We start from the raw sequence: 12725 nt of genomic DNA, 5'->3' as shown, positions 1-12725 counted from the left end.
GATGTTACATCGGAAAAACGATGTGCAATACATTGCACATAAACCAAAGGGTACCCTTTGGTTTAATGAATACTATTGGGTTTAACAATTCCGCCTTAAGCGCTCAAAAATGACATATATTGATGATATAAGTATATCACACATTTTTATGTTTTTCAATATCAATATTCAGAATTTTGAAGTTTTTTCATGAATTTTGTTATACTTTTTGATATTTTTTGTTCAGTTCTCTCTGATTTAACATATTTTGTAATGTTTTACGGAGCTTTATAAAGTTTATTCCGAAATGGATTTATCGGAATTGTTGTACGCGGATATTTACTGTTTGTCGCCGGAGTTCAGTTGCCGAAATAATCCTCACGTGTGATGGCATACAGGGCGATATCGCGATAGCGTTCTTTAATGTACATGGAGCTTCGCTGAATTCCCTCGAAGGTCATGCCGCATTTCTGCATTACTCTGCCCGAGGCATCATTGCCCGCTATATGGCGTGCGAAAATGCGGTTGAGCGCCAGCTCTTCAAAGCCGAAATTTATAATACGCTTGACCGCTTCGGTGGCGTAGCCGAGATTATGGTACTTATGTGAAATGACATATCCGATTTCGGCGGCATTGTTTTCGGTATCAAAGGTGACAAAGCCCGCGGTTCCTATCATTTTGTTTTCCTCATTATTTACAATAGCCCAATCGTGATATTCGCCGCGGCGGTAGCGGGGCTGGAGATACTTTAAATATTTTGCGGTGAATTGCACGTTCTCGTGCTCGTACCACAAAAGGTATTTTGTGATTTCGGGATTCTGCGCGTATTCAAACATATCGTCCTTATCACGCGGGAGAAGCTGACGCAGAGTGAGGCGGGGAGTTTCCAGAACAGGAAAATCGCGTAACTGCCAAAACAGATTTTTAAACATAATATTTAATTGCGGGCGAACATAATGTCCGCCCGCGCTCTTTCCGTTATTTATTGTTGATTACCTTTGCAAGGGGAGAGTCGGCGCCCAGTATAACCGTTTTGTCGCCGCCTGAAAGAGAGATTTTCAGTGCATCCAGTGCACGGATAAAGTTGTAGAACTCCTGTTTTTCGGGTGAGCTGTAAGTCTGAGCGAGGATACGCATGTATTCCGCTTCGCCCTCGGCTATTATGCGCTCTGCTTCAAGCTGTGCATCGGAAATCATGATGTTAACCGTGCGGTCAACTTCATTTCGTATTTTGGTGGCTTCCTCGTTACCCTCGGCGGTGAAGCTTGCCGCCATCTGATTGCGTTCGGAAATCATACGAGTGTACACCGCCTGCTCGTTGTCTGCGGGCAGGTCAAGGCGTTTAAGCTTTACGTCCACCACCTCGATGCCGTAGGAATTGATGCTCTGGGTAACCTGATTGGTGATGTCATTGTATATCTGGTTACGCTTTGCGCCCTCTTCCTGATTGATTATTTCCTGCTGGTCGATGGCGCCGAGAGTGATTTTGAAGGCAGTGTAAGTGGTTACGTCAAGACGGTTTTCCGCTTCGTTTGTGGTGCCAAGGGTTTTGTAGAAGGTGAGCGGATCGCTTATTTTCCACAGTACATAGCTGTCCACCGTCATGCTCTTTTTGTCCTTTGTAAGAACCTCCGACGGAGCAATGTCGTATATCATGATGGTTTTTGGAAAATATCTGACAGTATCCACAAAGGGAAGCTTGAAGTGAAGCCCTGCGGTATCCTGAACATCGATTATTTTAGAAAATCTTACGAGGCAGGCGTACTGATTTTCGGCGACGGTGTACAGACATGAAAGAGCTACCGCACCTATGATAATTAGCATAACAATTGCGATTATAATAAACTTTTTCACTGCACGTCACCTCCTGTTAAAAAGCTGTCAATGGGCAAAAGCTTCTGTGTGCCCGAGCCTGTCTGGTCGATAATAATTTTAACATTCGGGAATACGCTTTCAATGGCTTCGTAGTACATTCTCATTTTTGTTATTTCGGGGTTGAGAGTGTATTCGTTAAACATGGCATTGAACATGGCAACCTGCTTGTTGGCTTCGTTGATACGGTTTTGCTTGAGATATTCCGCATTCTGAAGAAGCTTGTCTGCCTGGGCATTTGCGGCAGGAATCTGCTCGTTTTTGTAGGCGTATGCTTGATTTATTGCCGTGTCCTTGCCCTGCTTGGCGGTTTCTACGTTTTTGAACGCTTCATTGACTGCTTCGGTAGGCGGCTCGGCATCCTGAATTTTGATGTCGGTAAGCATGAGTCCGATGTCATATTCCGCAAGCTCCGCTACTATAAGCTCTTTTACCTGGTTTTGTATTTCGCCCTTGTGGGTGGTGAGGATGCTGTCCACATCAAAGGAACCGATTACGTTGCGTATCTGGCTTTGTGCGAGATTGCGCAGTATCTCGGCGGGCTGACGGGATGCATAGCGGTATTTTACCGGATCGGATATTTTGTAGCCTATAAAAAAGTCTACATTTACTATATTGTAGTCGCCCGAAATCATTTTGCTTTCACTCTCGACAGGCTTATTGCCGGAGTCGGAGCGGTATCCAAGCTCGATTTTCTGAATAATATTAACATCCACAAGCTCTACCTTTTGTATTCCGAAGGGGAGCTTAAAGTGGATTCCCGCCTGAGTAACGTCGGTTACCTTACCGAAGGTGGTGACAATAGCTTCCTGCTTGTCGTTGACGGTGTACCAGCAGGTGGAGCCGATGAGTATTGCCAGCACTATCACGATTGCGGTAATGATAAAACCTTTGATTTTTACCGGAGGCCGATAGTTTTTGAAATTGATATTGGAATTATTATCCATTTTTCATCATCCTTTCTAAATGTAATTCTATCACCTTTTTGTGAACTTACTATTACAAGGGTATATTTTTTTGTATAATACTTGCATTTTTTGAAAATATGTTGTATAATAAAGATGTGTAATCAAAAACTACTACATACGAAGGAGAAAATCATGAAAACAAAACTTTTTATTATAGCGGCTTTACTGGTACTGGCTTCTATGTTCGCTCTTATTTCCTGCAATAAGGATGAGGTTGTTGACCCCGCCGACGATGCTCAGATAGAGCAGAGTGACGATGAGGCTGTTGAAGAGGATGTTCCCGTAAACGAATATGACGTTGAGGGCGCAGAAATGTCCACTGAGGAGTCCAGAACCGAGCTGGAAGAAAAGTATAAAGAGCTTCAGTCACTGTTTAACCTTGCTGTTGATACCGTAGCCAAGACTGAAGGCGAGGTTAAGGAAGCTGTAAAATCGCTGGGCACACAGATTGTTGACCTCATAAACAACAAGATCGCAAATCCCGATTACTCTCAGTTTGAAGAGTTTATAAAGGATGCCGCAGATCAGATTGACGATATGAAGAAGCAGCTTGTTTCTCTTGTTCCCGGTATCGTAGGCTGATAAAACAGTAAAAAATTAGTGCTTTTCCGGCGGCTCGGTTACCGAGTCGCCGCAGTTATCTTATTGAAAAGGGATGATAAAGTGGCTGAAACCAAAAGAAAAAAGCCAACGGCGAAAAACTCCAAAAATCTCAAAACAGCAAATAAATCGACGTTGTCCGAACAGCTTGCACCTTATATCACGGGCTTTATCGCCATATTCCTGGCAGCTTCTTTGTTCATAAGGGATTATGTTGGATTTGCCAAATATATAGGAGTGTTCCTGCTTGGAATGTTCTCCTGGGGTGCGTATTTTATACCTGTATTTCTCATGTATCTGGCAATTTACCATCATGCAAATATAAAAAATAACGTCCACCGTCAGAAGTGGGTGTTCATGATAGTCTCAATCGTATTTATATCTGTTATTTGCTCGCTTATTTCACCCGTCGGAGGCTACGGCTTTTCTGACCACTATACACAAGGCACAAAGCTTCATGGCGGCGGTGTTGTGGGCGGGTATGTTTATAACATACTTGAGTTGTGCATAGGACCTTTCGGTGTGGGAATACTTGCGGCGGTGGGAATACTGGTTTTTGTGACACTGGTATTCGGTAAAACCCCCGCTTACATTTTCGGTAAAATCGTCCGCGGAGTGAAAAGCTTTTTTGTCAGCACGGCAGATACAGTGAAGCAGATTTCTCAGCGCGAAATTGATGTGGAAGATGACGAGGACGAGGAGCAGGATATTCAGCCCGTACAGCCGAGACAGCTTGAAATGGTTAAAAAGCAAAAGAAAAAAGGCACAAATTACGAGGTGGATATTCCTATTGACGATGTTCCTGCCCCCGAAATAGAGCTGGATGAACCACTTACGGAGCTTGAAAATAAGGGCGACCGTATGCCCAAGGAGGCATGCGACCCCGAGGTTGAACGCGATATAAATGATACGCTCGTAAATATTTTTGCATATGACCCGAGCAAGGATGAAAAGAATAATGCTCAGCTGATACCTTCGGACGAAACCATATACCCCGAAGCTATGGAGGGCGAGGCAACGGTTGGTCAGAGCGACGGACAGAGTGTTTCCTGTGAGCTTGAGGACGAGCCTGTTCCCGAGGTTACGGCAGACGATGAAGCTGAAATAGAGGAAGAAAAAGAAAGTCTCATAACCGACACTCCTGCAGATCCTGCTGTACAGGAGTACAGATTTCCGCCCATATCGCTTCTCAAAAAGGAGGAGCACGCTTCCTACAATTCCGAGGAAATGTACCGTCAGGTTGGTCAGAAGCTGGTGGAAACACTCAAAAGCTTCCGAGTAAATACCGAGATAATAAACATTTCAAAGGGACCTACCATAACTCGTTACGAGCTTAAGCCCGAAAGAGGAATAAAGGTAAAATCTATTATAAATCTTGCGGATGACATTGCTCTTAACCTTGCGGCTACGGGTGTACGTATCGAAGCTCCCATTCCCGGTCAGGAGGCGGTGGGTGTTGAAATACCAAATAAAACTGTTTCAACAGTATATGTCCGCGAGCTTATTGAAAACAGCGGATTTTCCGACAGCAAGAGCAAGCTTACCACTTGTCTCGGCATGGACGTGGCGGGTAAGCCGATTTACTGCGACATTGCCAAAATGCCCCATCTTCTTATCGCAGGTGCTACCGGTATGGGTAAGTCGGTGTGTATCAACAGCCTTATTGTAAGTATGCTTTATAAAGCGACTCCCGATGAGCTTAAGCTGATTCTCATTGACCCCAAAAAGGTTGAATTGAGTATATATAACGGTATTCCTCATCTTCTTGTTCCCGTGGTAAGCGATCCCAAGCGAGCCGCAGGTTCTCTGTGTTGGGCTGTGGGTGAGATGGAACGCCGTTTTGCGCTTATCGAAGAGGTTGGCGTAAGAGATATAAAATCCTATAACGAAGCCATAAAATATTACGAAGAACGCGAGGCATTGCCGCATATCGTCATAATTATCGACGAGCTTGCCGACCTTATGATGATGGCAAGAGATGACGTTGAAAGCTCTATCTGTCGTCTGGCGCAAAAAGCCCGTGCCGCAGGTATGCACCTTATTATAGGTACACAGCGTCCTTCGGTTGACGTCATCACAGGTCTTATCAAGGCAAATATTCCTTCACGTATAGCATTTACTGTTGCTTCCCAGGTTGACTCCCGAACCATTATTGATATTTCGGGTGCCGAAAAGCTTATAGGACGCGGTGATATGCTGTATGCGCCTGTTGGATTTTCTAAGCCTTTACGTGTTCAGGGCTCTTTTGTGAGCGAGGGCGAGGTTGAGGCAGTAACAAGCTTTATAAAGGACAGCCTCAAGGCAGAATACAGCGATGAGGTTATCCGCAGCATAGAAGCCGAAGCGGAAAAATGCGGTGACAAAAAGGGTAAAGCGGGTGCCGCAGGCGGTAAGAGCGAAAGCGGTATAACTCTTGACAGTGATGAAATGCTCAAGCCCGCCATTGAAATAGCCTTTGAAATGGGCTCTATTTCCGCATCTCTCATTCAGCGCAGACTGTCGCTGGGCTATGCTCGCTCGGCGCGTCTGGTAGACTATATGTACGAGCTTGGTATCATTGGTCCTTTCTCAGGAGCAAAACCACGTCAGGTCATAATATCCAGAGAAAGATACAGTGAGATGCTTATGAATTCCGATTCCGAATAAAGGAGATCACATATGGAAAGCTTTGAAAAACTGGTTATGAACCGCGAAAGCTGCCGTGATTTTTCCGACAGACCGGTTGAAATTGAAAAAATAACAAGTATTCTTAAAACAGCGCTTCTTTCTCCCTCGGCATGTAACTCACAGCCCTGGCATTTCACTGTTGCAACGGGCGAGAATGCCAAAAAGACGGCATCGTGCACTCATGAATTGGGCATGAATAAATTCACCGATAATTGTCCTGCGTTTATAATAATAAACGAAGAGGAAGCCGCTCTTTCCGCACGACTGGGCGGTGCTGTCAAAAAGCAGGAATATGCACAGATGGATATAGGAATAGCTGCCGCGCATATCGTTCTGGCGGCACGTGATTTAGGTCTTTCAACCTGTATTCTGGGCTGGTTTAACGAAAAACAGCTTGCGGATGCGGTGGGAATATCTCACGATAAGCGAATACGCTTGATAATCGCATTGGGCTATGCCGCAACAGATGAACTGCGCCCCAAAAAGCGCAAGGATATAAGCGACATGGTGACAATACTCACTTAATTCGTTCTGCGAAAAGACTACCCGAAAAAGATTCCACTTTTTCGGGTAGTCTTATTATTGTGGTATTACACTGTATCAATGAGCTCCGACACACTTACAAATTCGTACCCTTTTTCGATAAGCTGAGGTATTATTATTTTCAGTGCCGCGGCAGTAGGAGTATTTCCGCTGTTGAAATCGTGAAAAAGAACTATGTCGCCGTCGTGCAGATTGTTCATAACGGTAGACACCACCTTATCGACTGCGGGACAGGACCAATCCCGTGTGTCCTGCCACCAGGACCACAGAATGCACTTGTGACCGGCAGAGGAAATAACCTCCACCTTGCTGTCGTTGTATGCTCCGCCCGGCGGACGGAATATGACAGGTGTAGTTCCTGTTATGCGCTTTATGACCTCGTCTGTCATTCGTATTTCCTTCAGCACCTCTTCATCCGAAACACGGTTGATAAAAACATGGTTATAGGTGTGGTTTCCCAGCTCGTGACCTTCGTCAAAGGTGCGCTTTACGATGGACGGATAGCGTTCGGCGTTTACACCGACAATGAAAAAAGTTGCTTTTACATTATACTCTTTGAGAATGTCGAGTATTTCCTCGGTGTGGGTAGGATGTGGACCGTCATCAAAGGTGAGTGCTATTTTTTTTGAAGCGGCAGAGTTGTTGGCATATATCTCGGGAGTGGCAATGGCATTTATTGCAAGAAAGAAAACAGTAAGTGTCAGTATAAAGATTTTTTTCACCTTGTGCCTCACTCCATCTCGCTTATAAGCCCGAATTCATACCCTTCGGATTTCAGCTTTTTTATGAATTCATCCAGTACCTCGGCATTGGTTTTTGAGGTAGGATGAAGCAGATACACCGCACCGTTGTGTGCACGCCCGAGAAGAATGTTCAGCGCTTTGTCCCGTGGCATTTGCTTGTTGTTGTCCCAGTCATGATATGCCACCGACCAAAAAACCGTTTTGTAACCCATTTCTTTTGCCCATTTGAGATTTTCCGACGTATATTTTCCTTCCGGCGGACGATAAAATTTTGCTATTTCGTGACCGGTTTTGCCCTTGAAATACTCCTCCATTGAAGTGAGCTCATTTTTGAAATTCTGTTCACTTTTAGCCGACATATCAGGATGTTTTCTTGTGTGGTTGCAAACAAGATTACCGTCAGAAATCAGCTGTTTTATCAGCTGGGGATGAGTTTCGACAATGTTGGACAGAATAAAAAATGCGCCGCGAACATTATTTTTTTTCAAAATATCCGCAATGCGTTTTACATTACCGTTTTCATATCCCGCATCAAAGGTAAGATATACCTTTTTTTGATCGGGCCCCAGCGCAATAGCATCGTATTTTTTAAGAATTGCTTCATCCGGCACTGTGGGACGGGCATGTTCTTTGGTGATTTGAGTGTACCAGCTTTTTGCCGATACTCCGAATACTGATGATATAAAAATAACCGTAATTACGGCTGCAAGAAATTTTTTCATTTTAATACACCTCGTTTCGGGACTTTTGCCCCTAAATATTATGTTCTTTGTGTCACAAAAAATGTCGGGGTAATATAATGATACCGAGGTGATTTAAGCATGGCTTGTATATATTTGAGTCCGTCCGGTCAGGAGTTTAATCCGTTTTTGAGCGGTGGAACAGAGGAATATTATGCCAATCTGATCGCAGATGCGATTGTTCCTTATCTTAATGCGTCCGATATATGCTATGAGCGTAACAGACCCTGGATGACGGCGCAGCAGTCTGCAGATAATGCCAATGTTTTCAATTTTGACGCATATCTTGCCATCCATTCCAATTCCGCACCGCCCGAGCTTTCGGGTCTTTTGAGAGGGTGTGACATTTACTATTATCCTACAAGTGCTTCGGGTCGAAGATACGCTCAGATAACAGCACGATATTATCGTACAATATACCCCATTCCTTCAAGGGTAAACATTGTACCTCTGGACACGCTCATAGAGCTTAATAAGACACGTGCTCCGGCAATTCTTGTGGAGACGGGCTATCATGATAATCCTCAGGACGAGGCATGGATAAAGGCAAACATTGAGAATATCGCCCGTGTACTTGCTCGTGCGACGGCAGAATTTGTGGGAGTTCCGTTTTTCACACCGCCGCCATTTGTGCGGGGGATTGTTACCACCGATGGCACAGGAGTCAATATACGAAATGCCCCGGATTCTTCGGCGGCTGTTATCGGGCGTGCCGCCAATGGCAGTATTTTGGAAATTACATGCAAATGCGGTCTTTGGTACCGTTTGCAGAGCGGAGGTTATGTCAACGCCGCATATGTTATTCCCGAAAATTCAACATTTTAAAATTGCGGGAAAATTAATGCTTGTGCGTCAATAATATTACATAATAATTCATTCTCGGCGAGTAATACTATTTCCGGGGGTGAAAAAATGAACGATTTGACGAATAACAGTCAGATACCTTTGGGACTCGGAATGGCATTCGCGCAGAATATGCCTGCAATGGAGTATTTTGCGGGTCTCACCGCTGAACAGAAACAGAATGTAATTGACAGAGCGCATAGCGTTAATTCAAAAAAGGAAATGAAAGCTCTTGTACAGCAGCTGGCTAATCACGAAATAGAGTTTTAAAAAAATGGCTGAGCATTAGCGCAGTGTCCGGGGGGACACTGCGCAGCGATATAAATTCCTGCGGAATTTGATATATATGCTTCGCACTCGATATGCCGCAAGCGGCGCGATATGTCACTTCGTGACGAGAATTTATATTATATCCGAATTTGCGTAAGCAAATATATCGCGTTGTCGCAAGACAACATATCACCGGATAAATAAAACCTCTGAATTTGGCTTTTCATGCCGTTTTCAGAGGTTTTTTCTTATTTAACTATCCTTTATAACACAATACATTATCGCTCAGCCATTTGTATTTATTGGGCGTTGTCTATCACAGGCAGCTCATCGGGAAATGGAACATCGGGAGTTTTTGTGCTGTCTTCCGAAGAGGTCTGTGCTTCTGATGGGGTTTCGTCCACAGCAGGTGTGTCAGTTGTTTCGGGCGGTGTTGCTTCGGGGTCTTCGACACTGTCCGGTACGGCAGGCAAATCCTCCGGAGTATCCACATCCGATGGGGGCTGAGTGTCATCCGGAACGGGTGTCTGAACTTGGTCATCTGTTGCGTCGGGCTGTATATCTGGTGTTTCGCCCGTGTCGGGTATAGTACCCTCGCCGTTATCCGGCAATACATCATCGGGCGATATCACTTCGTCCTCGTATCCGTCCGACGGAGCATCGGGGATGATGTCCTCGATTTTTATATTCGGGTCGTTATGCTCAAAGCAATAGCTGTTTTTTGGACGTGCTTCAGCAGCAAAGCCTGCGTTTATGCCGTCGGGCAGTGCATTTGAAAAGAAAGGAACCGAAGGTACGGTGGGGTACACATAGCCTGTCGGAACATCTCTCCAGATATACTGAGCATCCGTGATATACACATTGGAAAGCTTGGAATTGAAAGAACGTCCGTTTTCACGCACCAGCGAAATATTGACACAGTAGTCATCGGGACATCCGGGACCTGCCACTGCACCTGTTGTTACGTCCCAGCGTGTCGCCACGTGAGCCGTACAGGTACGCGTGGGAAGATTGTCCCTGGAAAACCATCCCACAGATGTGCGGCTTCCGCGAGGGTCGAGGGCACAATTGGGACCCGGCTTCATACCGGAGTCTATACAGAATTGAGCCTGAACCAGATTTGAACAATTCTCATCAAAGCTTTTAAGTGCCGTTCCATCAGCCTTGGATTTTTCTATAATGGGCTCGTGTATTTTTTTCATTACGGTGTTCCATGCGGCGGTGGCAATCTTTGTGTTGGAAAGCACGCGGGGAATATCGTAGCCCACCCAAATTGCGGCGGTGTAGTAGGGGGTATATCCGCAGAAATAAAGGTCCTTGTTGTCCGTTGTAGAACCTGTTTTTCCTGCCACATTGATTCGGTTTTTAAGGTCGATTGAAGCACCTGTACCGTAATCCACAACGTTTTGCAAAAGCCTTGTCATTATTGCCGCGGTGTCGGAAGAAACGGATATCTGCTGTTTACCCTCGTTGGAGAGAAGAACGTTGTTGTCCTTGTCCAGTACTTTTATATAGGTTCGGGGTTTTGAGTAAATGCCTCGGTTGGCAAAAACAGAATATGCACCTGCCATTTCGCGAACAGTGACACCATAGGTAAGACCGCCCAGAGCCAGTGACGGAGTATGGTCAGTGAGAACCTTGCCGCTGTCCAGTGTTATCTCATCCACCAGCGTGGTTATGTGGAATTTGTCACGCAGATTGTTGAAAACGTATTCATCGCCAAGCTGTAAATAGGAACGTATGGCGGTTGTGTTGTAGGAGTATGCAATGGCACGGGCCAGCGAAACATGTCCGCTGTAAGTGTTATTGGCGTTTTTGGGCCAGGGAGAATTGTTTACGTAAAGAGGAGGAGTGTCGTCTATGCAGGAACCATAGGTGAGAAGCCCGAGGTCGATTGCCGGGGCATAAACCGCAATCGGCTTCATTGCCGAACCCGGCTGACGCTTACTCTGGGTTGCACGATTGAGACCCAGATTAAGATCTTTTTCTCCGCGTCCGCCTACCATTGCCACGATATCGCCGTTGGTGTGATCCATGATAACCATGGCGCTCTGAGGCTCCATTCCGTTGCCGTTGAGCTGGAAGAACTGTTCGTTTTCCTCTTCGTATACTTCTTCAAGAATACTCTGTACATTCGGGTCAACAGTGGTGTAAATTTTGAGACCTCCGGCATAAACAAGATGCTTTGCCATTTCCTCGGAGTAGCCCTTTTCGCTCATCAGGTCGTTTATCACATCGGTTATGGTCTGATCTATGAAATAAGAGCGTATCTTTTCGTTTCTCTTGTGTTCTTCTTTCTTTACCAGTACAAGCTCGGCATTGTAGGCCTCGTCATATTCTTCCTGCGTTATGAGATCCTGGTCAAGCATCTGGTCAAGGACTACGCTGCGGCGTTCCTTGTTGTTGTCCGGGTTCTGTCGTGGATCCCACTTGGTGGGATATTGGGTTATGGAGGCAATGGCGGCACATTCAACAAGGGTCAGGTCAATGACATCCTTGCCGAAATATTCATCAGCCGCCGCCTGTACACCGTACTGACCTTGTGAGAGGTAGATGGTGTTGAGGTACATTTCCATTATTTCTTCTTTGGAACGGCGTTTTTCAAGGTCAAGAGCCTGCATTATTTCCTGAATTTTGCGCTGTATGGTGGTTTGGTCCTGACCGGTGTTGTTTTTTATAAGCTGTTGAGTTATGGTTGAACCACCGTAGGAGGTATTTCCCTTTGCCAACTCGAGAAACGCACCGATTGTACGGCGGTAATCAATGCCGTTGTGTGTTCTGAAGCGCTTGTCTTCAATGGCGATAAAGGCATTTATAAGATTTTCGGGTATTTTGTCGTAGGATACCCATGTGCGGTTTTCGGAAGCATGAAGCTGTTCATCCTCCATCTCCACCCAGCTTGGTATACCGCTTGGGTCAGAGCGGTCGTTATAATACAGTGTGGTGGAGAGGTCTATATTGCTTTGAAGGTCGGGAATATCAAATGTGGGGTCAATGTAATTCTTTACATATATGGCAAGCGCCGATGCCATTATGACACCCGTTATTACGGCAATTATAAACAGTGTAAAAAACACGCTCAGAGAAACTGTGATTATCTTTGAAAGATATTTCCACACCGTTTTGAGGATGAATAAGGTGCTGTGCCGATTTTGTTTTTTCGTTTTCATCATAGACACCTTTCGTGTAATTATAAATGACAATTATTCTTCATATTGAATATGATTTTTCAAAATATACAAAATAATACTATCACAAACTTAAAAATGAGGTATATGTCATTTATGAAAAAATTGTTAAATGTTTTGAGGTCTAAATGGTTTATAATCATTCTCGCCGTCTTTTTAAGCATAATGTTCGCTCTGGCGGCGGTGAAGGGGGCTGAAAGAGAGGAAAAACGCATTGTTGCGTATGATTATCATTTCTATGATTCCTTCCGTGAAGGCATGCCTGATTATGGTTTGCGCAACAGAAGAAACATACTGCCACAACACTGAAGC

At 45.0% G+C, this 12725-nt stretch carries 12 protein-coding genes; 6 read left to right on the top strand and 6 right to left on the bottom strand.

Annotation, left to right across the window (positions count from 1 at the left end; all coding sequences use genetic code 11):
• Positions 1 to 338: 338 nt before the first annotated feature.
• Genes E7588_03530 through hflK form a run of 3 tightly spaced genes read right to left on the bottom strand, consistent with a single transcriptional unit; the run spans position 339 to position 2798 of the window.
• Complete coding sequence (locus tag E7588_03530) at positions 339 to 911, bottom strand: GNAT family N-acetyltransferase (GenBank protein MBE6688334.1); 573 nt, start codon at positions 909 to 911, stop codon at positions 339 to 341.
• Positions 912 to 957: 46 nt separating this feature from the next.
• Positions 958 to 1833: a protease modulator HflC gene (locus tag E7588_03525; protein MBE6688333.1), complete on the bottom strand. Its 876-nt coding sequence runs from the start codon at positions 1831 to 1833 to the stop codon at positions 958 to 960.
• A complete protein-coding gene (hflK, locus tag E7588_03520) occupies positions 1830 to 2798 on the bottom strand; it encodes an FtsH protease activity modulator HflK (protein ID MBE6688332.1) in 969 nt (322 codons plus the stop codon). The genes E7588_03525 and hflK overlap by 4 nt, the downstream gene beginning before the upstream one ends.
• A 153-nt stretch (positions 2799 to 2951) precedes the next feature.
• Between hflK and E7588_03515 the strand changes: the two genes are divergently transcribed.
• The 3 genes from E7588_03515 (at position 2952) to E7588_03505 (ending at position 6611) form a co-directional block, all read left to right on the top strand.
• The gene (locus tag E7588_03515) at positions 2952 to 3401 is read left to right on the top strand and encodes a hypothetical protein (GenBank protein MBE6688331.1); all 450 of its coding nucleotides are present in this window, start codon (positions 2952 to 2954) and stop codon (positions 3399 to 3401) included.
• A gap of 81 nt (positions 3402 to 3482) precedes the next feature.
• On the top strand, positions 3483 to 6065 hold the full coding sequence (locus E7588_03510; GenBank protein ID MBE6688330.1) for a DNA translocase FtsK: 2583 nt from the start codon (positions 3483 to 3485) through the stop codon (positions 6063 to 6065).
• A gap of 12 nt (positions 6066 to 6077) precedes the next feature.
• On the top strand, positions 6078 to 6611 hold the full coding sequence (locus E7588_03505) for an NAD(P)H nitroreductase (protein MBE6688329.1): 534 nt from the start codon (positions 6078 to 6080) through the stop codon (positions 6609 to 6611).
• Between the two features lie 65 nt (positions 6612 to 6676).
• On the opposite strand, the gene E7588_03500 is transcribed toward E7588_03505, so the two are convergent.
• Together E7588_03500 and E7588_03495 are read right to left on the bottom strand one after the other, a co-directional pair.
• Positions 6677 to 7387, bottom strand: coding sequence for a chitooligosaccharide deacetylase (locus E7588_03500; protein MBE6688328.1), 711 nt, complete (start codon positions 7385 to 7387; stop codon positions 6677 to 6679).
• Complete coding sequence (locus tag E7588_03495; protein ID MBE6688327.1) at positions 7360 to 8094, bottom strand: delta-lactam-biosynthetic de-N-acetylase; 735 nt, start codon at positions 8092 to 8094, stop codon at positions 7360 to 7362. Before E7588_03495 ends, E7588_03500 begins: the two co-directional genes overlap by 28 nt.
• A gap of 99 nt (positions 8095 to 8193) precedes the next feature.
• Between E7588_03495 and E7588_03490 the strand changes: the two genes are divergently transcribed.
• Both E7588_03490 and E7588_03485 read left to right on the top strand, forming a co-directional pair.
• Complete coding sequence (locus tag E7588_03490) at positions 8194 to 8937, top strand: peptidoglycan hydrolase (protein MBE6688326.1); 744 nt, start codon at positions 8194 to 8196, stop codon at positions 8935 to 8937.
• Between the two features lie 87 nt (positions 8938 to 9024).
• Positions 9025 to 9225 carry a hypothetical protein gene (locus tag E7588_03485; GenBank protein MBE6688325.1) on the top strand — a complete coding sequence of 67 codons (201 nt, stop codon included), beginning with the start codon at positions 9025 to 9027 and terminating at the stop codon, positions 9223 to 9225.
• Positions 9226 to 9524: 299 nt separating this feature from the next.
• Here the strand turns inward: E7588_03485 and E7588_03480 are convergent, their stop codons facing one another.
• Positions 9525 to 12398, bottom strand: a complete 2874-nt coding sequence (locus E7588_03480; GenBank protein MBE6688324.1) for a PBP1A family penicillin-binding protein — start codon at positions 12396 to 12398, stop codon at positions 9525 to 9527.
• A gap of 111 nt (positions 12399 to 12509) precedes the next feature.
• Here E7588_03480 and E7588_03475 point away from each other — a divergent pair, with 111 nt between their 5' ends.
• Complete coding sequence (locus E7588_03475) at positions 12510 to 12722, top strand: hypothetical protein (protein ID MBE6688323.1); 213 nt, start codon at positions 12510 to 12512, stop codon at positions 12720 to 12722.
• Positions 12723 to 12725 lie beyond the last annotated feature (3 nt).

Source organism: Oscillospiraceae bacterium (assembly GCA_015065085.1).
Classification (GTDB): domain Bacteria; phylum Bacillota; class Clostridia; order Oscillospirales; family SIG627; genus SIG627.
The sequence above is the reverse complement of the archived record's forward strand: the minus strand, read 5'-3'. Positions and strand labels throughout refer to the sequence as shown.